The sequence below is a fragment of the Citrobacter sp. wls619 genome (assembly GCF_005281345.1).
Lineage (GTDB): Bacteria > Pseudomonadota > Gammaproteobacteria > Enterobacterales > Enterobacteriaceae > Citrobacter.
The window spans coordinates 59189-82584 of sequence record NZ_SZXJ01000044.1 but is presented as its reverse complement, the minus strand read 5'-3'; the positions used below and the strand labels follow the sequence as shown (position 1 = coordinate 82584).

Annotated in this window: 21 protein-coding genes; 7 read left to right on the top strand and 14 right to left on the bottom strand. The window is 52.4% G+C overall.

Features of this window, described 5'->3' with window-relative positions; all coding sequences use genetic code 11:
* Positions 1-237 precede the first annotated feature (237 nt).
* From FDX19_RS09660 to FDX19_RS09620, 9 genes are all read right to left on the bottom strand, one after another.
* The gene (locus FDX19_RS09660; RefSeq protein ID WP_137382530.1) at positions 238-1203 is read right to left on the bottom strand and encodes a LysR family transcriptional regulator; all 966 of its coding nucleotides are present in this window, start codon (positions 1201-1203) and stop codon (positions 238-240) included.
* Positions 1204-1236: 33 nt separating this feature from the next.
* The gene (locus tag FDX19_RS09655; protein WP_137382801.1) at positions 1237-2151 is read right to left on the bottom strand and encodes an alpha/beta fold hydrolase; all 915 of its coding nucleotides are present in this window, start codon (positions 2149-2151) and stop codon (positions 1237-1239) included.
* 61 nt (positions 2152-2212) lie between these two features.
* Entirely contained in the window at positions 2213-2839 is a 627-nt protein-coding gene (gene leuD, locus FDX19_RS09650) for a 3-isopropylmalate dehydratase small subunit (RefSeq protein WP_137382529.1), read from the bottom strand.
* Between the two features lies 1 nt (position 2840).
* The gene (leuC, locus tag FDX19_RS09645) at positions 2841-4262 is read right to left on the bottom strand and encodes a 3-isopropylmalate dehydratase large subunit (protein ID WP_137382528.1); all 1422 of its coding nucleotides are present in this window, start codon (positions 4260-4262) and stop codon (positions 2841-2843) included.
* A gap of 436 nt (positions 4263-4698) precedes the next feature.
* Positions 4699-5022 carry a DUF1889 family protein gene (locus FDX19_RS09640; RefSeq protein ID WP_071887391.1) on the bottom strand — a complete coding sequence of 108 codons (324 nt, stop codon included), beginning with the start codon at positions 5020-5022 and terminating at the stop codon, positions 4699-4701.
* Between the two features lie 110 nt (positions 5023-5132).
* A complete protein-coding gene (locus FDX19_RS09635; protein WP_137382527.1) occupies positions 5133-6947 on the bottom strand; it encodes a diol dehydratase reactivase subunit alpha in 1815 nt (604 codons plus the stop codon).
* A 10-nt stretch (positions 6948-6957) separates the two neighbouring features.
* The gene (locus FDX19_RS09630) at positions 6958-7386 is read right to left on the bottom strand and encodes a glycerol dehydratase small subunit DhaB3 (RefSeq protein ID WP_005131409.1); all 429 of its coding nucleotides are present in this window, start codon (positions 7384-7386) and stop codon (positions 6958-6960) included.
* A gap of 2 nt (positions 7387-7388) precedes the next feature.
* Complete coding sequence (locus FDX19_RS09625; RefSeq protein WP_040230555.1) at positions 7389-7973, bottom strand: propanediol/glycerol family dehydratase medium subunit; 585 nt, start codon at positions 7971-7973, stop codon at positions 7389-7391.
* 11 nt (positions 7974-7984) lie between these two features.
* Positions 7985-9652 (bottom strand): propanediol/glycerol family dehydratase large subunit, encoded by a 1668-nt coding sequence (locus FDX19_RS09620; protein ID WP_040230554.1) that lies wholly within the window; start codon positions 9650-9652, stop codon positions 7985-7987.
* Positions 9653-10044: 392 nt separating this feature from the next.
* Between FDX19_RS09620 and FDX19_RS09615 the strand changes: the two genes are divergently transcribed.
* From FDX19_RS09615 to FDX19_RS09600, 4 genes are read left to right on the top strand one after another with little or no spacing between them, the layout of a single operon-like run.
* Entirely contained in the window at positions 10045-10473 is a 429-nt protein-coding gene (locus FDX19_RS09615) for a heme-binding protein (RefSeq protein ID WP_137382526.1), read from the top strand.
* A 22-nt stretch (positions 10474-10495) separates the two neighbouring features.
* Positions 10496-11659 carry a 1,3-propanediol dehydrogenase gene (gene dhaT / locus FDX19_RS09610; protein WP_116360753.1) on the top strand — a complete coding sequence of 388 codons (1164 nt, stop codon included), beginning with the start codon at positions 10496-10498 and terminating at the stop codon, positions 11657-11659.
* Positions 11660-11674: 15 nt separating this feature from the next.
* Positions 11675-12028: a glycerol dehydratase reactivase beta/small subunit family protein gene (locus FDX19_RS09605; protein ID WP_137382525.1), complete on the top strand. Its 354-nt coding sequence runs from the start codon at positions 11675-11677 to the stop codon at positions 12026-12028.
* Positions 12029-12559: a cob(I)yrinic acid a,c-diamide adenosyltransferase gene (locus FDX19_RS09600; RefSeq protein WP_137382524.1), complete on the top strand. Its 531-nt coding sequence runs from the start codon at positions 12029-12031 to the stop codon at positions 12557-12559. It begins immediately after the preceding gene.
* Here FDX19_RS09600 and dhaR read toward each other — a convergent pair.
* Positions 12537-14462: a dihydroxyacetone kinase operon transcriptional regulator DhaR gene (dhaR, locus tag FDX19_RS09595; RefSeq protein ID WP_137382523.1), complete on the bottom strand. Its 1926-nt coding sequence runs from the start codon at positions 14460-14462 to the stop codon at positions 12537-12539. The two genes, FDX19_RS09600 and dhaR, sit on opposite strands and share 23 nt — an antisense overlap.
* Before the next feature lie 92 nt (positions 14463-14554).
* On the bottom strand, positions 14555-15652 hold the full coding sequence (locus FDX19_RS09590) for a glycerol dehydrogenase (RefSeq protein ID WP_005131422.1): 1098 nt from the start codon (positions 15650-15652) through the stop codon (positions 14555-14557).
* A gap of 562 nt (positions 15653-16214) precedes the next feature.
* Between FDX19_RS09590 and FDX19_RS09580 the strand changes: the two genes are divergently transcribed.
* Complete coding sequence (locus tag FDX19_RS09580) at positions 16215-17873, top strand: glycerone kinase (RefSeq protein WP_137382522.1); 1659 nt, start codon at positions 16215-16217, stop codon at positions 17871-17873.
* Between the two features lie 93 nt (positions 17874-17966).
* Here FDX19_RS09580 and cfa read toward each other — a convergent pair whose 3' ends face one another.
* Positions 17967-19121 carry a cyclopropane fatty acyl phospholipid synthase gene (gene cfa / locus FDX19_RS09575; protein ID WP_137382521.1) on the bottom strand — a complete coding sequence of 385 codons (1155 nt, stop codon included), beginning with the start codon at positions 19119-19121 and terminating at the stop codon, positions 17967-17969.
* A gap of 67 nt (positions 19122-19188) precedes the next feature.
* Between cfa and FDX19_RS09570 the strand changes: the two genes are divergently transcribed.
* Complete coding sequence (locus FDX19_RS09570) at positions 19189-20037, top strand: AraC family transcriptional regulator (protein ID WP_137382799.1); 849 nt, start codon at positions 19189-19191, stop codon at positions 20035-20037.
* Here FDX19_RS09570 and FDX19_RS09565 read toward each other — a convergent pair.
* Complete coding sequence (locus FDX19_RS09565) at positions 20034-20816, bottom strand: siderophore-interacting protein (protein ID WP_137382520.1); 783 nt, start codon at positions 20814-20816, stop codon at positions 20034-20036. The two genes, FDX19_RS09570 and FDX19_RS09565, sit on opposite strands and share 4 nt — an antisense overlap.
* A 239-nt stretch (positions 20817-21055) precedes the next feature.
* Between FDX19_RS09565 and FDX19_RS09560 the strand changes: the two genes are divergently transcribed.
* Entirely contained in the window at positions 21056-21733 is a 678-nt protein-coding gene (locus FDX19_RS09560; RefSeq protein ID WP_005131432.1) for a PadR family transcriptional regulator, read from the top strand.
* Here FDX19_RS09560 and FDX19_RS09555 read toward each other — a convergent pair.
* Positions 21730-23295 (bottom strand): methyl-accepting chemotaxis protein, encoded by a 1566-nt coding sequence (locus FDX19_RS09555; RefSeq protein ID WP_137382519.1) that lies wholly within the window; start codon positions 23293-23295, stop codon positions 21730-21732. The two genes, FDX19_RS09560 and FDX19_RS09555, sit on opposite strands and share 4 nt — an antisense overlap.
* Positions 23296-23396: the final 101 nt, after the last annotated feature.

Here is a 23396-nt window from a genome sequence, read left to right as displayed (position 1 = left end):
ACACAATCAAGAGCACAACACATGATGATGGGTAAAGCCGAATACGCCAAATTCCGGGGGTGTCAGCCGCCAGACCGTTTATGCCTGGATTGCGCGCGGGGAACAGCTACTGAGTAGCAACAAAATTGATTTATAAAACGCAATATTTTGCGCAAAAGTGTCAAGTTGAGCTATTAGAGATAAAAAATCGTTTATACCAAACAAACCCAATACAGCCCCTCACCCAGCGCCTATTGCTCACAACACGTCCGGTGCTTTACCGCCCGGCAAGCATTGTGCAAGATATTCAGTGAGGAAATCGATGCAGGTTTTGATACGATCAGAGCTTGATGAACGCCGGGTATATACGGCCCAGATATTCGCTTCCTGATACCACTGGGGCAACACGTGAACCAGCTCACCGCGTGCAATATACTGCGCAACATCCCATTCCGACCGCAATGTAATGCCATGACCTTTTAGTGCCCAAATAAGCACCACGCTGCCGCTGTTGGAAGAATGAAAACCGTTTAGCCGGCAATGTGTCTGCTGCCTGCCATCCGTTAATATCCAGTTGCCAAATGCCGAGTTTTTTTCCTGAATCATCAGGCAATCATGTTGCACAAGCGCACTAACAGACTCTGGTTTACCGTGGCGTTCCAGGTACTCAGGGGAAGCACAAAGGATCCGGCGATTAGTGGCCAACTGCCGTGCGATATACCATTCATTGATGTCATCCCCAACGCGAATCTCAATATCGACGCCCTCCTCCACAAGATCCACTTCACGATCCGTTAGCGTGAGTTTTACCGTGATATCAGGATAGGCGATCATAAATGACGACAGCGCCTCTGCGACATATTGTTGCCCAAAACCAAATGAGCAGTTGAGGGTGATATGACCCGCCAACACGCCACGTTGATTATCCAAACGACTGACAAAGCCATTCATTTCACTGACGACCTGCATCGCCCCATCCAGCGCATTTTCGCCTTCCGGTGTGAGACGCATCACTCTGTTATTACGGAAAAAAAGCCGGACGTTGAGGCATTTTTCAAGGATAGCGATGCGTTTGCTGATGTAGGAGGGGGATAGCCCCAGCTCCAGCGCTGCCCGGGCAAATCCACCGTTGCGGGCAACGGTGACAAAAACGAAAAGATCTTCAACAGAAGGCCAGCCCTCAAGGGGCTGGCGATGCTTTTTACCTACAGGCGTCGTTTTCATAACATCGCAGCGAGATGACGGAAAATGACAATGTTATAACACCGATCGCAAAAATGACTGCAGTTTCTGCGTGAAGATCTCTGGGATCTCCTCTTGCGGAGAATGCCCGCAAGGCAATGCTTCTCCCTGCACGCGCATCGCTTTTTCTCTCCAGGTATCCACCACATCATATAACTGCCCTACCGTGCCCTGAGCCCCCCACAGCAACAGTAGCGGACACTCAATACGCGCAGACGCATCCGCAGCATCGTCTTCAAGATCAATCGATGCCGCGGCACGATAATCTTCGCAGACCGCATGGATCATCTCAGGATTCTGGTAACAGCGCAGGTATTCATTGAACGCATCTTCTGATGTCGCCCCTGCAGTTTTTAACTGACCTGCAATATGCTTGCGCAGAAAAAATGCCGGATCGTGCGCGATCATTGTTTCCGGTAATGGAAAAGGTTGGATCAGGAAAAACCACCAAAAATAGCGCGTGGCAAACGCCTTATTGGTTAACGCGTACATTGTGGCTGTCGGGGCTATGTCGATGAACGTGCAACACGTCACACTGTCAGGATAATCAAGGGCTAGCCGATGTCCCACCCGTCCTCCACGGTCATGCCCGACAAAAGCAAACCGCGGATAACCCAGAATCTCCATCAGCATGACAATATCCTGCGCCATCATACGCTTTGAATAGGTACGATGCGCCGGGTCACTCGCCGGCTTGTCGCTGTCTCCATAGCCCCGCAAATCCGGCAAAATCACCGTGTGGCTTTTCGCCAATTCCGGCGCGACTTTACGCCATGTGATGTGGTTCTGCGGATGGCCATGTAAGAGCACCAACGGTGAACCGTTTCCTCCGATGGCGACCCGGATTGTTAAACCATTTGGCAGCCGTACATCCTTTAATGCAAACCCAGGAATGAACGGAGAAGCGCCGTATTCAATAACTGTACTCATCACTGTCTCCTGCCTTCTTTGCTTGCCCGACATTGCCCCCGTTTCATCGCCAGCTCTTTTCTTAGCCACGTGCGGATACCGGACACTTTAACCATGGGCGCCGCGCGTAATGCTGCGCCTCAAAATTTTCGATCTCTGGCAGATATTGCAGTGTCCAGGCAATCGCATCTTCGCCAGCGGCCAACATCTCTCGTTTGAGTTCACTAATGACAAAAGGAAGTGTTTCATCTGCAGTCTCAATCTCGCAGCGTTCAAGAGAAACCGTGATCAGATTGCTGTCAGCCTTCGCAGCTAACTGTGCCAGACGAGCCAGAGACGCGTCATCCAAAGAGATTGTCAGGATCCCGTTGCGCTGGCAGTTGTCATCAAAAATCCCGGCGAAAGTGGAACCTAACAGCGCCCGGATGCCCAACTGTTTTAATCCCCAAACGGCATGTTCGCGGCTCGATCCGCAGCCAAAGTTGGGGCCGACCAGCAAAAACGTCGCGTCCTGCCAGCCCGGCATATTGAGAATAAAATCGGGATTAGGCTGACCATTGCCCAGGAAACGGCGATCGAAAAATACCCCTTTATTCAACCCCTGACGATCGATCCCTTTCAGGAACTGTTTAGGCATAATCACATCGGTGTCGATATTCGGTTCCAGCATTGGCGCAATTCGCCCGCTAATTTGCTTAAACGTATCCATCTCATTCCCCCGCCTGAAGTAATGTCCGAACATCGACCAGATGCCCTGCTACCGCTGCTGCCGCGACCATCGCCGGGCTCATTAAATGCGTTCTTGCCCCTGCGCCTTGCCGCCCAGGGAAATTACGGTTCGTACCCGATGCACAGCGATCGCCTGCTGCCAGTACGTCCTCGTTCATCGCAAGGCACATTGAGCAACCCGACTGACGCCATTCAAAACCAGCATCAATAAAGATTTTCGCCAGCCCCTCGTCTTCCGCCTGGCACCGGACCTGCGTTGAACCGGGCACAATAATCCCGCGCACATGGCTGGCAATTTTGCGTCCTGCCACGACTTTCGCGACGGCCCGCAGATCTTCAATACGGCCATTCGTGCATGAGCCAATAAAAGCGTGCGAAATACGAATGTCGCTCACCGGCGTACCGGGCAGCAGATCCATATACTGGAGAGCTTTCTCAAGCGCGAGGCGTTTAAGTGGATGCGTTTCGTGTTCCGGGGATGGGACATGGCCGGTGATCGCACAGGTTTGATCCGGGCTGATCCCCCAGGTCACTTTAGGTTCAAGATCGAGACAGTCGATCGTCACGGTCTTATCAAAAACCGCATCGGCATCACTACTTAACTGCGACCACTCCTGCAATGCCTGTTGCCAGAGTTCACCTGCGGGCATTTGCGGCTTCCCGTGGATATAGTCAAAAACCTTTTCATCCGGCGCAATAATCGCACCGCGAGCTCCTGCCTCCACGGCCATATTGCAAAGCGTCATTCGCCCCTCAACACTCAGGGCACTGATTGTTTCACCGTCGAATTCGATGGCATATCCTGTCGCACCATCTGCGCCAGTACGTTCGAGTAATTCAAGAACGATATCTTTTGCAGAACAACCAAAAGGCAATTCACCCTTAACGCTGACACGCAGGGTTTTCAGCTTACGATACACCAGCGTCTGAGTCGCCAGCAGGTGTTCGATTTCCGACGTACCGATACCAAATCCCAGAGCGCCAAACGCACCGTAAGTGGTGGTATGGCTGTCGCCAGCCGCAATCACCATTCCGGGCATGACCAGCCCTTGCTCGTGGGCAACGACATGTTCTATCCCTTGCCGTGGGTCCAGCACATCAAATAACGTGATACCAAAATCAGCGGCATTTTCCCGAAAATAATCAACCTGTAACTGACCGCCGGGATCCGTCATCAGCATATCGCGCTGCGGCCGGGTGGGATTAACATGATCAACATTCAGCAGAAAGGCTTCCGGATGCCGCACCGGCCGTCCCTGTTCCCTTAACCCGCTAAATGCTTGTGGACTGGTATATTCATTGAGTATCGAACGATCGATATAAAGTAAAACATGCCCTTCGTTATCAAGTTCCCGAACGGTATGCGATTCAACTAATTTTTCATACAGCGTTTTAGCAGACATAGATATATTCCTAGGGTAACGAATGGCTGAATAATGAGATATTCGTCATTAAGGCTTTTAGCTATAGTGACACATTCATGAAAAAACGATGATTCCAGTCGGGAAAGTATAAAAACACACTTCGTGTTGCTGAGCAGACGCCGCCCACAGTAGGTTGCGCTGCGATCACAACGATTCCGCAGGCACCGCTGACCTGATTATGTTCATATTTTTATTGTGCCCAGAGGGACAAAACGAAATGGCGTATTTTATGAAATGGAGATCGTCAGAGGTTAACCAGATAATAAAAACGTGGTTATTTTTAAGATACAGAGTTAGCCACGCGTTTTAAACGCACCAGGATGGTAATCGGGATTAATAAGAATTGTGGCGGCGCTTTTGGACGCTGCCATCCCGAGGATGGAAACGTCCGTTAGCGTTTTATTCGATAGTCAGCTCACACGAGTTCTTTGAGCTGCTCCTGCATATAGGTCGAAAAATACTCTGGATTTTTGATAAGGATACGGTTACCGGAGGCAACTTTTTCTGCCCATCCAGCCACTTTTTTCGTGAACTCAGGATTCCATCCCTCCTGCTCACCCCGTGCCATCACAACTTCCGGACTCGCTGGCACACCTAAGTCATGCAAATACTTTAAGATTCCCTTAGCGGTACTTTCGTCCATTGAATGGGGTACTGACACTGAGGTGTTCATACCACCAATAAAATCCAATGCTTTCTCAATTGCTGTTGGCATGCTCTTATCCTTAAAATTAACCACGTGAGAGACACATTTATACTATGTACCCAACTCAGCCGGGATATCAAAGAGAACGTTGCCTTTATTTGATTTACCCCGCAGCTAAACGCTTGCGGCGACTGTTTTCTGCGCTATTTTTTTGCTTCCCCGGCTAAAACCAGACCGGTTGCCACCGCATTACGCGGCCCTTCGGTCCCCCGGATATTGCCCTGTCCCGCGACGACACCATAATGGGCCAACGCGTCGGTGATCATCTGCGGAATTTCAAAATCCAGCGATGAGCCCCCCACCAGCACCACAAAAGTGATATCGCGAATGGAGCCGCCAGGCGACACCTGGCGCAATGCGCGCAGGCAGTTAGTCACAAAGACCTTCTCCTTAGCCTGACGTCGCACCAGACGAATTTTTTCCAGCGAAGTCTGGTTATCCACGGGGATCAGCTCGCCGTCTTTCAGATACACCACTTTGGCAAACACCGACGGGCTGAGTGGTTCGCGGAAAAACTCCACCGCACCGTTCTCATGACGAATACTGAACAGGCTCTCTACTTTCGCCAGCGGGTATTTTTTTATTTCCTCGGCCAGAAACGGATCGCTCAGACCCAGTTCCGTCTGAATCAACAGGCTGACCATATTCCCCGCGCCGGCCAGATGTACCGCCTTTACTGCACCTTCGCTATTGATGATGGCTGCATCAGTGGAACCTGCACCTAAATCGAGGATCGCCAGCGGCGCAGCACATCCAGGCGTCGTTAACGCGCCAGCCACGGCCATATTGGCCTCTACACCACCCACTTCAACAGCGGTGTTTAATCGCGCGTTCAACTCGCTGGCAATAGCCTGCATTTGTAAACGATCGGATTTCACCATCGCCGCAATGCCGACAGCATTTTCCATCGAACACTCCCCGGCGATGCCGCCCTGCACCTTACGCGGAATAAACGTATCAACCGCCAGCAAATCCTGGATATGCACCGCGTTCATATCATGCCCGGTCAGTGAGGCCATCACCTTACGCACGCGTTCCAGCATACCGCCTGCATGCGTTCCCGCTTCACCGCGAATGTCACACACTGGCGCACAGGCGCTCATCGTCTGCATAATAGCCTGCGCCCCTTGCGCCACGTCAGCTTCGCCGCCGCGCCTTTCTCCACGGATAAAAATCTTACCCGCTGGGATCACCCTTGAGCGCACATCACCCTGCGGCGTTTTCAGCACCACGGCGGAGCGGTTACCAATCAGCGCTCTGGCAATAGGGACGATGGTTTGCGTTTCCTCCGGCGTCAGGGCAAAGAACGTGGCGATGCCGTAAGGGTTAGACAGCGCACGAACAACCTGGCCCGCGGCCGCGACTTCGACCGCTGCCAACACCCCCTCCGGCACTTTTTCCAGCAGCGTGACTTCATCAACCACCGGCATGGTTCTCCGCAGACGATTGTTCACCAGCACGCCATCATCTTTTTTCAGGATCGCCGCCACCACGTTCACGCCGCGATCCAACGCGTCGTTGATCAGCCAAACGGCTTCGAGGAAATCCATTTCTTCACCCACCAATGGGATCCAGCCCTGGGCAAACCGATCCTCACTCAATGCCGCCAGCTTCTCCACTGCAATGGTGGTTCCCATTCCCACGCCAACGCCGCCGGGCGTTTGTGGGTTATGACCAATCATCGTCGATTCGGTAATGATGGTTTCCGTGATCGTTTCCATCGCCACATCACCAATCACCGGTGCGGCCTCATTGATACAGATTTTCGCCACATCTTTAAGCGACCATGGCGTTTTTTCCAGCGCCTGCTGCAGAGAAGCGACCACCCCGGCAATATTGTCCCGCGTTCCCTTCATGCCCGTGGTCGCGACAATCCCGCTGGCGATAAACCGGCCATGCTGTGCCAACGCCACTTCCGTGGTGGCGTTGCCGATATCAATCCCTGCAATTAACGGCATATTCCCTCCGTCACTGGCTGCCTTTACGCAGCTTGTTTCTCTGCTGATACACCTCTGCCGACTCACGCACAAATCCGGCGTTCACCGTCGCGTGCCAGGTATGCTCCAGCTCATCAGCAATCGCCTGTAGCTCCGCGAATGAAGAGCGAAACGGACGTAGCGCGTTGTAAATTTCCAGAATGCGGGTATCCGGGATGGCAATCAGTTCCGCCGCCCGGCGGAAGTTGCGCGCCACGGCGTGGCGTTGCATCTGTTCGGCAATCTGCGCCTGATACTCCAGCGTTTGCTGAGAAATACGCACATCCTGCGGCCCTACATGTCCCGCCAGCACATTCTCAAGGGTGATATCGGTTAACGGTTTCCCGGTGGGGGTCAGGATTTTCTCCGGGCAGCGGGTAGCTAAAGGATAATCCTGCGCGGTCATGATGTTGTCGTTCATGGTCATTCCCTTACTAATGCAATATGCAGCGTGACAGGCGCAGCATCCTGCACCACATGTTTGGTTTCTTTGATATGAAACAGCGCGGCTTTGGCCATAAATTTGGGTCGCACCATCTGGTCATTGACCACCGGAACCGGCGAGGGCGACTCTTTGCGTGCATAGCGCGCAGCGTTCTTTCCAATCTGGCGATAGGTTTCCAGCGTCAGCAGCGGGGCCTGAGAGAAGAGTTCAAGGTTACTCAGGGGCAGCAAATCACGCTGATGGATAACTGTGGTTCCCTTTGACTGAATACCAATCCCGATGCCGGAGCCACTCAGGTTCGCCGCATCCCACGCCATAAAAGAGACATCCGAAGTGCGCAGAATTCTCACCACTCGCGCATGCAGTCCCTCTTCTTCAATCCCCGCCACCAACTCTTTCAGAATCGCGTTGTGCGGCATATCAATCAGGGTTTTATGCTGGTGCTTGCCAAAGGCCGGTCCGACGCCAATCACCACTTCGTCAGCGCGATCGTCTGCTTTTGCCGCCTCGCCTTCACTGACCTGCAAGGTAAAAACGGGCTTACGTTCAGTTGTGCATTCCACGGTGTACCGCCTTATTCAATCGAGCTGGGCTGAACCACACCCGCAATATTTTTAATTTCCGCCCAGCGTTCGGCACTGATGCGATAGCCGGTACCGGGTCCCTGATAATCATTGATGTCGTTCACGGCGCTGACCACGTCGAACTGACGATCCAGAATGGCCGATGTTTGCAGGTAATCACCGGTCACGCGCTGTCTCAACATATTGAGAATATTGCTGGCGATATCTTCAAATCCGCTCCCGCTTAGTGCCCCGACGATATCCAGCCCGGTAATGTTGCGCTTCATCATCTCTTCCACTGCCGCCAGATCTTCCACCACATTGCGCGCAGGCATGTCTTTGCTGCCGTGAGCATAGGTGGCCGCCTCCACTTCCTCATCACTGATTGTCGGCAGGCCCAGTTCGCGGAATACCGCCTGAATAGCCCGCGCCGCCTTGTTACGGATGGCGATGGTTTCTTCTTCGGTTACCGGGCGCAGACCGCCGTCAACCATCAGGTCACGTTGCAGTATGTTGTAATCATCGAAGTCTTCAGCATCGAAGTTAGAACCGGCAAACATGTTGTCGTAGTTGGGGACGGCGCTATAGCCAGAGAAGATAAAGTCGGTGCCGGGCAGCATCTGCATCAGGGTGCGGGCGGTGCGGCGAATATCGGAGTGTGAGAAGGTCTGGTCATTGGCCGAGGCCACTTCAAGGTCGAGCATCGACGCAATCAGGTTTTCCGCCAGCACTGCGCGAATACCCGACGGCACTGCGCCCGTCATCCCGATACAACTGACCGCCCCGTTTTGCAGCCCCTGCACACCCGCGCCCTTGGTAATGAAAATGCAGCGGGATTCCAGGTACAACATCGATTTACTCTCGGAATAGCCCATCAAGGCTTCCGAACCGGTACCGGAGGTATAGCGCATCTTCAGCCCACGGGACGCATAGGCCGAGGCGAGAAACGCTTTTGACCACGGCGTATCGTCGCCGTCAGTGAATACCGATTCTGTTCCGTAGACCGACACCGTTTCGGCGTAGCTGGTTAACCCGCGCATTCCCAGCTCCAGCTCAGTAGCCTCTTCAACGGAACATTGTGTCAGTACGCCAGGACGACCGCACTGAGAACCGACCAACAGCGCCAGGGCGTTAAACGGCGCATAGCGGGCAATCCCGACCGTGGTTTCCTGTTCGGAAAAACCACGGATCCCCGCTTCAGCGGCATCGGCAGCAATCTGTACCGGATTATCTTTCAGGTTGGTCACGTGACACTGGTTAGAAGGGGTGCGTCGGGCGCGCATTTTTTGCAGCGCCATCATCATCTCTACCACGTTCATTTTCGCCATCACCTCCACCGCTTTCGCCGGGGTAATAGCGGTAGTAATGGCAATGATCTCTTCGCGACTGACGTGGATATCCACCAGCATTCTGGCGATCTCCAGTGCGTCGAGCTGCATGGCGCGCTCGGTTTCAGCGACGTTTATCGCGTAGTCGGCAATAAAGCGGTCAATCATGTCGAACTGTGCGCGGCTCTTGCCGTCCAGCTCAACAATACGACCTTTTTCCACCTTCACAGAAGAGGCCGGATCGTAGGGACTTTCCATAGCGATCAGACCTTCTTCTGGCCATTCGCCAATAAGCCCATCCTGATTTACAGGACGCTTCGCCAGGACTTCGAATCGTTTTGATCTTCTCATAGTTTATAGACTCAAAAGATAAAGAATAGGGACGCCAGGCTGTATCGCTGGTGCTCTACCCCCCCAGCAATCGCCTTTATCAGCAATAGCCGAACTTTAAATGAGCAGGCCGATAAAAAAATAAAATTAATTACGTTCCAATTTGATACATATTTAAATGTCAACGTTTCATATTGAAACGGTCCACGGGAATATCCACGAAGAACTGTGACGTGCTTAAATGATCATTATCAATAAATGCCAAACGCAGGAAGAAAATTAATATTTTAGAAAAATACACACTATTGACTTAATAACGTGTCGCGAGAAAATACAGAAAACCCAATGAGAAAAAATAGCTGTAGCGCGATATTTTCTGCGACCTCAGCCCTACAACCTTGTCAGGAGATACTGTGAATAAGAGCCAACAAATCGCCACCATTACGCTGGCGGCCGCAAAGAAAATGGCGACTGCCGTCGAGGCAAAAGCGCTTGAAATCAACGTTCCGGTGGTCTTTTCCGTGGTTGACCGCGGCGGAAACACGCTACTGATACAGCGCATGGACGAGGCGTTTGTCACCAGTTGTGATATTTCTCTCAATAAAGCCTGGACCGCCTGCTGTCTGCGCCAGGGCACCCATGAAATTACCGACGCAGTACAACCTGGTGCTTCTCTATATGGTTTACAGCTCACCAACCAACAGCGGATTGTTATTTTTGGCGGCGGTTTACCTGTTATATTTAACGGACAATTAATCGGTGCTGTCGGCGTTAGTGGCGGTACTGTGGAACAAGATAGATTATTGGCTGAGACCGCACTGAATTGTTTCTCTGAATTATAATTTAAATCTAAGAAGGTATATTATGAGCTATCGTATGTTTGATTACCTTGTGCCGAATGTTAACTTTTTTGGCCCAAATGCTATTTCCGTTGTCGGCGAACGTTGCAAACTGTTAGGCGGTAAAAAAGCGCTGCTGGTCACCGATAAAGGTCTGCGGGCGATAAAAGACGGTGCGGTAGATAAAACGCTGGCGCATCTGCGTGAAGCCGGGATTGAGGTGGTCGTCTTTGACGGCGTAGAGCCGAACCCTAAAGACACCAACGTGCGCGACGGTCTGGAGGTATTTCGTAAAGAGCAGTGCGATATCATCGTTACCGTCGGCGGCGGTAGCCCGCATGACTGCGGTAAAGGTATCGGTATCGCAGCCACGCACGAAGGCGATCTCTACAGCTACGCCGGGATTGAAACGCTGACCAATCCGCTGCCGCCAATCGTGGCGGTCAATACCACCGCGGGTACCGCCAGCGAAGTCACCCGCCACTGCGTGCTGACCAATACCAAAACCAAAGTGAAGTTTGTGATTGTCAGCTGGCGTAACCTGCCGTCGGTTTCCATTAACGACCCGCTGCTGATGCTCGGCAAACCAGCACCACTTACCGCCGCAACCGGGATGGACGCGCTGACCCACGCCGTGGAAGCTTACATTTCCAAAGATGCTAACCCGGTCACCGATGCCGCCGCGATCCAAGCGATCCGTCTGATCGCCCGTAACTTGCGCCAGGCCGTCGCGCTGGGCAGCAACCTGAAAGCCCGTGAAAATATGGCCTATGCCTCTTTGCTGGCCGGTATGGCTTTCAACAACGCCAACCTCGGCTATGTTCATGCGATGGCACACCAGCTCGGTGGTCTGTACGACATGCCGCACGGCGTGGCCAATGCGGTACTGCTGCCACACGTAGCCCGTTATAACCTGATCGCCAACCCGGAGAAATTTGCCGATATCGCTGAGTTTATGGGCGAGAACACCGACGGGCTGTCAACCATGGATGCCGCAGAGCTGGCCATTCACGCCATCGCCCGTCTTTCCGCCGATATTGGTATTCCACAGCATTTGCAGGAGCTGGGCGTCAAAGAAGCCGATTTCCCTTACATGGCGGAAATGGCGCTGAAAGACGGCAACGCGTTCTCGAACCCGCGTAAAGGGAACGAGAAAGAGATCGCTGAAATCTTCCGTCAGGCTTTCTAATCCAAAGGGGGCGCAATGTCACTTTCATCACCGGGCGTACATCTGTTTTATCACCCACGCTGGCAGGATACCCGCGCGCTTGATGAACTGTGCTGGGGACTGGAAGAGCAAGGCGTCCCGTGCCGGACTGTCTGTTGCGACGAGAATGACTGTGCGCTGGCGTTGAGCAAACTTGCGGCCAAAAGCTCAACGCTACGTGTCGGTCTTGGTCTCAACGCCACGGGTGATATTGCTTTAACCCACGCCCAGTTGCCCGAGGATCGGGCGCTGGTCCGTGGTCATATCACCGCCGGAATGGCGCAGATCCGCACGCTTGGCGCCAATGCTGGTCAACTGGTCAAAGTGCTTCCTTTCAGCGAGATAAAATAAATGTACCGTATCTATACCCGCACTGGCGATAAGGGCACGACCGCGCTGTTTGGCGGCAGCCGTATCGACAAAGACGATATCCGCGTGAATGCCTATGGCACCGTGGACGAACTGATTTCCCAGCTTGGCGTCTGCTACGCCAGCACGCGCCTGACAGCGCTTCGCCAGGATTTACATACCATCCAGAAAACGCTGTTTGTGCTCGGCGCGGAACTTGCCAGCGATGAGAAAGGACTTACTCGCTTAAAACAGCGTATTGGCGAAGAGGATATTCAGGCGCTGGAGCAGCGTATTGACCGCAATATGGCGCAAAGCGGTCCGCTAAAAGAGTTTGTTGTTCCGGGGAAAAACCTCGCATCGGCACAGTTGCATGTTGCGCGCACGCTGGCACGTCGGCTGGAGCGACTCCTCATCGCCATGGACAGAACGTTGACGCTGCGTGATGAGCTTAAGCGCTACATCAATCGTCTGTCAGATGCCCTCTTCTCGATGGCGAGGATCGAAGAAACTACTCCAGATGTTTGCGCTTAAACTGGCTGGCATCGATGTCGTACTGTTTCATCTTGCGCCACAAGGTGGTGCGGCCAATATTCAACAGTTGCGACATTTCCTGCACACGTCCGCTGGTGACGCGGGCGGCATGGATAATCGCCTCTTTTTCGATGGCGGTAAACGTCAGGCTGGCTGGCAGCAGCGATGATGCAGTCTCCAGGCCCGGACGTTCGGCAAACAGATAATCCGGCAGATTGCTCAGGCGAATATGGCCATTGTCGCTACTGATGGCGATATTTTCGATAATGCTGTTGAGCTCAAAATCATTGCCTGGCCACGAGTAGGCAACCAATTGTGCCAGCGCGTCATCGTCCAGCTTCAGACTGGATGAAAAGCGTTTTTTCAGGCTATTTAAGCGGGTATGAATCAGCGCTGGAATGCTGTTACGCCGTGCCCGCAGCGGTGGAATAACAATTTCAAAGGAGTGTAACGCGTAATACAGTTGGCGGCTAAAGCGGTTTTGCTCCACCAGGTTGGCGAGATCAACCGTGGTAGTGGCAATCACTTTCACATCGACCGGGATCAGGCGGCGGGCATCAAGCCGGGTCAGTACGCCCTGCTTGATAACCTGCAACAACGCGGATTGCAACTCGGGTGCCAGATACTCAATTTTTTCCAGAAACAGCGTACCGCCGTTCGCCAGCTCAAGGCGGCTCAGCCGACCGTTTTCATCATCGGTTGGCGCACTGCCCATAAAATCCTGCCCCAGCACGCTGTTGGCATACAGTTGGCAGTTAACGGCGATATATGGCCCGCTGGCGCGTTCACTTTCATTGTGAATAGCCTGGCTCAATAGCTCTTTACCCACCCCCTCTTCACCACACAACAGAATAGGGAAACTCCCTCGCGCCGCCTGGCGACCAAAATGGATCAGCCGACGGGTTTCCGGGTCATCCGTCGACATCTGTTCAAAGGTGTGGCTGACTTTCCCGAGCTGGCTGGTCATCAACTGGCGCATTTGTTCAACGGGATGAAGCAGCAGAATAAAGCTGTTGCCCTGTTCTTCAACGATGGGTTTCAGAGTAATAACAGCATCAACAAACTGGTGCTGGCTTTCGAAAGTCACTTCGACGTGATTCAGGCCGCGAGCATGTTTGATCGCCCTGCGCAGCAAGGTGGGCAGATTAACCAGGTCATTAATGTTTTTACCCTGGCTGGCCTGCGCGTCCAGATGTAAAAGCAAAGCGGCACGGGCATTAAGAAACTGCAGAACGCCCTGCTCGTTCCACGCCATTACGCCATCATCCATGCTCTCTAACAGCCCATACATCTGATTCAGATGGCGGTTAGATTCGGCCAACAGGCTGTCGGTCAGCAAAGAGTTGCCGACTTCTCTGGCAATCGCCAGCGTCAGGGAGAGATCGGAAACGCACTCATGCTCCACCAGGCAGCACAGGGAAATGGAGCCAAACAGCCGCCCATGGTTATCAAAGACCGGGGTAGAGCAGAACGACCACGGATGCAGCGCCTGCTTAAAATGCTGATCGCCAGAGGTTTTTGTCGGCTGCCCTGGCATCGTTGCCAGCGATAGCGCACAACTGCCGATAATGCTTTCCGCACAGTAGCTACCGTCACGAAAGCCAAGTTCCGCCAGCTGTTCCACCGTCTGCGGATCGCCGCACCGGCTGAGAATACAAGCCGATTCATCCAGAATCAGCAGCGCGCACGAACGTCCATCCATAAACTCCCAGGCATCTTCCAGCGCGGCCTGTCCAATCGTCAGCAGCGCAGTCTTACGACGACAAATCGACGCAAAAGTCAGTCCCTGCGCCTGATGCGGTGCCTGCCAGGTTTCCCGTTGCATAAACTTGCTGCAACGATGCCATGACTGAGCAATGACCGAAGAGACTTCCTTCCCGATGCCATGAGTGTGCGCCGTCATATCCATTTCCGCTGTTTTACCATAGACAACCCCTCCGGCAGAGACTGTCAGAGGGGGAGAAGATGCCGAATAAAGGACTTACCGACGTCTGATTAACGCGCCAGCCACTGCTGTCCCAGCAGGTCTGCCGTCAGAATAGCGGCATGGACGCTTTCAGGCGTCACCGGGAACGGCATATTGTGAATGGTTTCACCTTCCGCGCAGGTGGCTTTCGCAACGGCCATAATCTTAGCGTCGATGCCGTCTTTCACGCCCATTTGCGCCAGCGTTACCGGCAGATCCACTTTCTGGCAGAAATTCAGCACCGTTTCGATCTCTTCCATCGGGCTGTTCTGCAGTACCAGTTGCGCCAGCGTACCAAACGCCACTTTTTCACCGTGATACAAATGGTGGCACTCTTCCAGAATGGTGAAGCCATTATGGATGGCGTGTGCCCCCGCAAGACCACTGCTTTCAAAGCCAATGCCGCTGAGATAGGTGTTCGCTTCCACGATACGTTCCAGGGCATCGGTCACCACGCCAGCTTGCGCCGCCAGACGCGCCTTTTCACCTTCTGCCAGCAGCGTATCATAGCACAAGCGCGCCAGGCTCAGGGCTGCCGCCGTGGACTGTCCCCCCGCCATGCTGGTCGCTCTGGCATCAAAACACGCTTTTGCTTCAAACCAGGTCGAGAGCGCATCGCCCATTCCGGCCACCAGCAGACGTACCGGCGCTTTAGCGATAATTGCCGTATCCATGACAACCATATCCGGGTTTTTCGGGTAGATCAGATATTCTTCGAACTCACCGGCTTCGGTATAGATAACAGACAGCGCACTGGTTGGCGCATCCGTTGAGGCGATAGTTGGAATCACCACCACCGGCAGTTTCTGGTAGTAGCCAATCGCTTTGGCGGTATCCAGCGTTTTCCCACCGCCAATCCCAACCACACCACGGCAACCGTGCTGCTTCAGAATGGCAATCAGGCGATTAATTTCAACATGGCTGCATTCGCCATTGAAGCGTTCCGCGTGGCAGCTAATACCGTGGCTGTGCAGGCCATTGAGTACTTTGTCTCCCGCCAGTTTCATGACGAAGTCATCTGCAATCACGAAAAAGCTGTCTGCCAGATTTTTAGCGTATTGACCAAATAAGGTAGAAGCGTCAGGACCCTGGAGATATTTGGCTGGAGATTGAATAACTTTTAGCATTCCTTTCATCCTCAAATAAGTACATGTTTTTACATGGTGAGCCCTGGCGTTAACCTGTTTAGCCTGTTGCGAACGGCGAAAACGGGAGGTACCGGAGCGATGCAATAACTGTATGGCGAAGCGGGAACAAAAAAATCATTCGTCTTTTTGTTCTGATATGAAACAGATAAAAATAACATGCGTTCCATATTGAAACGATTAACCATAAAAATACTGGGGTTTGCGATCCCGATCCGTTCATTTACCGACAAATCCTTACAGAACGCGAAAATCAAATTCCCTTTGCCCCTCTCTGACGCCGTTAAAAGCAGTAACAAAACGTTTACTGTGCAGTGTGGCCAACACTGAAAAGGCGATAAAAAAGTCGAGCGGGCTCGCATTGTGATCGTTCCTCGCACAAATACGTTCCATTACGGAACAAAAAATAACAATTACGTTCCGTAATGAAACTCATTTTGCCGCTGTTTTTTTCCACGCTGACTCCGCCAGAATCTCCCCATCGCCTCCGCACCATGACAATGCATTCGGGGGTTTGTCTTACACTCAACCTCGAGGAGCCGTTATGTCTCAATTCTTTTTTAATCAGCGTACCCAACTCGTTAACGACGTCATCGACGGTACGATTATCACCAGTCCGTGGAACAATCTGGCGCGTCTGGAAAGCGATCCGGCTATTCGCATCGTGGTTCGTCGCGATCTCAACAAAGATAACGTGGCGGTGATCTCCGGTGGCGGCTCAGGACACGAACCCGCCCACGTTGGCTTTATCGGCAAAGGGATGTTGACCGCGGCAGTCTGTGGCGACGTGTTTGCGTCCCCGAGCGTAGATGCAGTGCTGACCGCAATCCAGGCGGTAACTGGCGAGGCAGGCTGTCTGTTGATCGTTAAAAATTACACCGGCGATCGTCTTAACTTCGGCCTCGCCGCCGAAAAAGCACGCCGCCTTGGCTATAACGTCGAAATGCTGATTGTCGGCGACGATATCTCCCTGCCGGATAACAAGCACCCTCGCGGGATTGCGGGCACTATCCTGGTTCATAAAGTGGCAGGCTATTTCGCTGAACGCGGTTACAACCTCGCGACCGTCCTGCGTGAAGCGCAGTATGCGGCAAGTAACACCTTCAGCCTGGGCGTCGCCATTTCCAGTTGCCACCTGCCGCAGGAAACCGACGCCGCACCGCGCCATCATGCGGGCCATGCCGAACTGGGCATGGGCATTCACGGCGAGCCTGGCGCCTCGGTTATCGCTACCCAAAACAGTGCGCAGGTGGTGACTCTGATGGTCGATAAACTGATGGCGGCACTGCCGGAAACCGGCCGTCTGGCGGTGATGATTAATAATCTGGGCGGCGTGTCCGTTGCTGAAATGGCTATTATCACTCGTGAACTGGCAAACAGCCCACTGCATCCGCGTATCGACTGGCTGATTGGCCCGGCCTCGCTGGTCACCGCCCTGGATATGAAAGGTTTCTCGCTGACCGCCATCGTACTGGAAGAGAGCATCGAAAAAGCACTGTTAACCGAAGTCGAAACCAGCAGCTGGCCGACGCCTGTCCCACCACGCGAAATCAACTGTGTGCCATCATCGCAGCGCAGCGCGCGCGTCGAATTCCAGCCTTCAGCCAACACGCTGGTCGCCGGGATTATTGAGCAGGTCACCGGAACGCTTTCCGATCTGGAAACACACCTCAACGCGCTGGATGCCAAAGTCGGCGATGGTGATACAGGTTCAACTTTTGCCGCTGGTGCACGTGAAATCGCTGACCTGCTGCATCGCCAGCAGCTTCCACTGGATAACCTCGCCACGCTGTTCGCCCTGATCGGCGAACGCCTGACCGTGGTGATGGGCGGGTCCAGCGGCGTACTGATGTCAATCTTCTTTACCGCCGCCGGGCAGAAGCTGGAGCAAGGGGCTGATGTTGCCGAAGCCCTGAACACTGGGCTGGCGCAGATGAAATTCTACGGTGGTGCAGACGAGGGTGACCGTACGATGATTGATGCGCTGCAACCCGCGCTGACGTCTCTGCTGGCACAACCGCAAAACCTGCAAGCCGCTTTTGACGCCGCACAGGCAGGTGCAGAACGTACCTGTCTGTCGAGCAAAGCCAACGCGGGTCGTGCGTCGTATCTCAGCGGTGAAAGCCTGCTGGGCAATATGGACCCCGGCGCACACGCCGTCGCCATGGTATTTAAAGCACTGGCAGAGTGTGAGTTGGGTTAAGCCATAAGTGCCTGATGCGCTTCGCTTATCAGGCCTACGAGTGCAAACCTTTGTAGGCCGGATAAGGCGTTTACACCGCCATCCGGCTGCATATTAGCGATAGACGCGAATACCGCCTTCTACGCCCCGGCTAAACAATACTTGCCACAGCTCAATATCTCTGGCGCGGAACGCACCGGCACAAGCGCACAGGTAATAATTGAACATCCTTCTGAAGGTCGCGGAATAACGCGATGACAGCTCCGGCCACGCCTGATTAAACCGCGCATGCCAGGCCATCAGCGTTTTATCATAGTCACTGCCAAAGTTATGCCAGTCTTCCATCACGAATCGCGACTCGCTCGCTTCAGCAATATGAGAAATCGCCGGTAAGCAGCCATTCGGGAAAATATATTTATTGATCCACGGATCAACGCTCATCCCTTTTTTATTGCTACCAATGGTATGCAGCAGGAACAATCCGTCCGATTTCAAACAGCGGTCAGCAATACTGAAATAGGTATCGTAATTTTTTGGCCCCACATGCTCGAACATCCCCACGGAGACAATACGATCGTAGTGCTTGTCGAGGTCACGATAATCCTGAAGCAGGATGGTCACATCCAGGCCTTCACAGCGCTGCTGCGCCATTTTTTGCTGCTCTTTCGAGATAGTGACGCCTTCTACCGCCACGCCATAATGGCGCGCCGCATATTCGGCCAGTCCACCCCAACCGCAACCAATATCCAGTAAACGCATACCCGGTTTCAGTTGCAGCTTCTCGCAAATCATTTTTAATTTGGCGTTTTGCGCGTCTTCTAAGGTGGTAGCCTCTTTCCAGTAGCCACAGGAATATTGCATGTGGGGATCCAGCATGAGCGCAAAGAGATCGTTGCCAATATCGTAGTGTTCTTTACCGACAATCCACGCACGACTGCGAGACTGCAAATTAAACAGGCGGGCGCTGGCAATACGCAATATATCCTTCAGATTTCCCGGCATTTGCTGGTCGAGTTTTGCTTTCAGGATTTTGCAGAACAGAACATCGAGGCGTTCACAGTCCCACCAGCCTTCCATATAGCTTTCGCCAAGCCCCAGGGAACCTTGTTGCAGCACCCGTTTAAAGAAACCGGCATGATGAAGTTGAATGTCCCAGGGGCGGGAACCATTGATCTGAATATCTGCTTGCTGGAGCAGCTCTTTTCCCATTCGGGTCCAGTTATCATTTGTTTCATTGACGATGACAGCGTCTGAACAAAGCGTGTTCATGGTATTTACCAAAAGTGGGCTATTAATTATTACGCAAGATTATTATGGAAAAAAGAATGTATGTATTATGATTTGCGGACAAGATCTATCGAGCAGCGGCCACCTCACCGGAAGCAGAATCGAATTCAATATGGAAACTCTCATACATAAACATTGGAATTCCTTCCCGGACGATTCCATGGCAGAACTGCCGCAGGACGTTTACTTTCGCTCTTATGTCCTTGAAGCCAACCACCATGTTCCGCAGCACTCGCACGCTTTTATGCAGTTTCATTTTGCCCGCAAAGGCAGTATGCGTATTGATGTCGCCGGCAAGTGCTGGATAATCCCCGCGCATTACGGCATCTGGATCCCCAATAATACTGAGCATGCCGTTTGGGCGCTGGATGATGTGCATTTAGAGAATCTGGATATTAAACCGGGCTTTCTCGAAGAAAGTATCCATGAGTGTAAAGTCGTGGCGATCAGTGATTTCGCCAGAGAGTTTATTCATTACGCCACGAATTCAATTTCAGGCCATTATGATAGCCAGTCAAAAGAAGGCAAACTGGTCAGTGTGCTGGTGGACATTATTCTGCAATTACCAGAGGTCGCCTTTGTATTACCCTGGCCGCAGGATCGCGAATTAACCAATGTATGCCGAACAATACAAGCGTCTCCGGCGCTGGAACATTCAGTAGAGTATTGGGCACAACATTTGGGTATGTCTGCCCGTACCTTTTCGCGTCATTTCAAAAAAGAAACCGGATTACCCTTCAGCGTCTGGAAGCAAAAAATGCGAATTCTGGAGTCTGTACTCATGCTGAAGAAAAATAAAAGCGTAACCGCCGTGGCGCTCGATGTAGGATATTCAAGCACCGCAGCGTTTAGTTATGCATTCCGCCAGGCGTTTGGCGTTTCACCGTCACATTATTAATTAACGTTCCGACGTTGATGCCAGTAAGCCGCGGCACGCACCAACTGCTGATCGAAAGCCTCAGTAGTAAAGCGGGCGCTCAGGTTTTTCACTACTTTTCCTTCGCCAGTTATCCAGATGAAATAATCCTGTGCAGGCACGGTCAGCTGTGAAAGCTGCTCATTCACCGCCTGTTCGTCATGGCCGACAAACCACTGAATCGTAAAACCGTCGAGATGAGCGAAATAATCCTGATACGCTGCATCGTGTACGCTGACCAGCGCCGTCACGTTTGGACGTACCGCTAAACGACCGATCGCCTCCAGCCGACGACGTAGCGCTGGCATTCCAGATTCATCACACACGTAAACCTGGTACGCATAGTCTTCTGGTACCACCAGCGAGCCACGCGGTCCGCCAATCGTCAATTTGTCACCTTCACGCGCATTCATCGCCCACGTACTCGCCACCCCGCCATCGTGGATATAAAAATCCAGCGCCAGTTCATGGCGTGCCGGGTCATACAACGGCGTGTAATCACGGGATACCGGGCGTACACCCTCTGGCCAGACAATCCCCTCATCCGTCACCACGGGTGGCACAAAGTGACTGCCCGGCTCAGGGAAAAAGACCTTGGTGTGGTCGTCAAAACCCTGTGAGCTAAAACCATCCAGAGCGTCACCGCCCAGTACAATGCGCTGGAAACCCGCGCTGATACGTTCAACCCGCAGGACGGTCAGTTCACGGAAGCGCAGCTCATTGCGAACGCGCTGTGGATAGCGTGAAGTGTTATTTGTCATTTTTTCGCCTTCGTGACAGAGATTAGATATATCTAAATAGATTTTAAATGATAATGATTGCTAATTGAGAAGATTGCAAGAACTTTTTTGATAGAGTACGGATAGCGCATCACAAGCGTTACAATGAATAATAAGTATATATAAATCAATAAATTAAATTAATATTTCTGCGTGGACTTGCAAATAGAAAAAGTTTAGATATAAATTAGATATATCTAAACAACATCAGGAGATGAATGATGCAAGATCATCATGAAGGGTGCTGCAAACATGCAGAACACCAGCACGAAGGCTGCTGTAAGGGTGAAGGACATCGCCACGAAGGTCATCACAGTGAACACCACGAAGGTTGCTGTAAAGGTGAAGAGCGTCATCACGAAGGCTGTAACAAAGAACACCACCATGAGCATGGCTGCGGACACCGCCACGGTCGCGGCGGTGGTGGCGGTCGACGTCAGCGTTTCTTCGGCCACGGCGAATTACGTCTGGTGATTCTGGATATTTTGACCCGCGATGCCAGTCACGGTTATGAACTAATCAAAGCCATTGAAACATTGACTCAGGGTAATTACACCCCAAGCCCGGGCGTGATTTACCCGACACTGGATTTCTTGCAGGATCAGTCGCTTATCGCCATCCGTGACGAGGAAGGAGGACGTAAGCAAATCACAATCACGGAGCAAGGCCTGCAATGGCTGGAAGAGAACCAGGAACACCTGGAACATATCCACGAACGTATTAAAGCACGCTGTGTCGGTTTTGAATTACGCAAAAATCCACAGATGAAAAGAGCACTGGAGAATTTTAAAGCCGTGCTGGATCTGCGGGTCAATCACGGTGACACCAGCGAAGCGCAAATCAAGAAGATCATCGGTATTATCGATCGCGCATCGCTGGATATCACCCAGCTTGATTAAGCAGGCTGCGCGTCCTCTTTACGCACGCGGAACACCTTAATCATCTCTTTTAAGTGTAATGCCTGTTCGTTTAATGACGCCGCTGCCGCAACGGACTCCTCTACCAGACAGGAGTTCTGTTGCGTGGTGGTGTCGATCAGGCCAATCGCACTGTTAATCTGCGAAATACCGTCCGTCTGCTCGCGGCTGGCCTGACCGATTTCCCGCAATATCACATCCATTTCTTCAACGTTAGTGACCATTCCAGTGATCAACGCGTTGGCTTTTTCAACCAGCGCCAGTCCTTCCCGGGTTTGACTGGTGGAGTCTTCAATCAGATTACGGATCTCACTGGCAGACGATGCGCTTTTTTGCGCCAGTTGACGCACTTCTCCGGCAACTACCGCGAAACCACGCCCGTGCTCACCGGCGCGCGCCGCTTCGACAGCCGCATTCAGCGCCAAAATATTGGTTTGAAAAGCAATCGAATCGATCAGGTTGATAATTTCTGACATACGGTTAGAGGTTTCATTAATCACGCGTATTTTCTGCGTCACCTGATTCATCATCTCACCGTTGTTTTTCACGACCGTCGCCGCTCCCGTAGACAGCTTCGTCGCTTCATGGGTATGGTCTGCCGTCGTTTTGACCGTCGCGGTAATTTGTTCCATCGACGCCGCGGTCTGTTCTACCGAGCTTGCCTGTTCTTCGGTACGCGCAGCCAAATCCTGATTACCCGCGACAATCTGCGCCGCCGCCGCAGAGATATTCTCGGAGCCGTTTTGCACTTCCTCGACAATCTCTAGCAGTCGGGTTTTCATTGCCATCAGCGCTTGCAGTAGCACACCGGTCTCATCCTTCTGTTCCATACTGATGTTGCGGGTAAGGTCGCCCTGCGCAATCGCCTCGGCAAACTGCACGGCTTCATTAAGGGGTCGGGTAATTGAGCGCACAATATACCAACCCATCACACAACCAGCGGCAATGCTGCTCAGCGCCAGAGTAATCAACAGCGCACGATTGGTGTGGAAATCATATTCCACCTGAGCGCCCGCCTTCTGCATCTGGGCATCTTCAATGGCGATCAATTCCTGCACTTTTGCTTTATACGCCTGCTGCACATTCACCGTGCGGGTCATCATCTCGTGCATCGCGCCGGAGCGATCGTGATTCTGCAGCGCCTGCAGAATGCGGAATCGGGAAGCCAGATACTGCTCACGCACATCGCGGATATCCGCAACAATTTTTTTGGAAGCATCATTCAGAGGCGCAGCACTCAGCGCATCCAGCAGAGCAGAAATTTGCTGGCTGATGGTATCGAGCTTTTTCTGGGACGCCTGGGTCCATTTACCTTCCTCATCCAATAACATCAATTGTTGAGTACTGACAAACTCCTGAAAATTATCAATGAGCAGATTGGCTTTTACCGTAATCGGATAGTCATTGGTAATGATGTTCTGCATCCCACTGTTACTACGATCCAGACTCAACAGCGAAAGGCCCGAACTCACCATCATCAGTACAATAAACAAACCAAACGCGATAAATAATTTCGAGCGAATCTTTACGTTATGCAAGAACATATTTTCTCCCTGGAGACAGTTTTCTTCAGACAGATATCCTTATCGGTCAGTACTCACCTAACTTTATGATATTGATCGTTTTTTAATTTACACCGATGTTA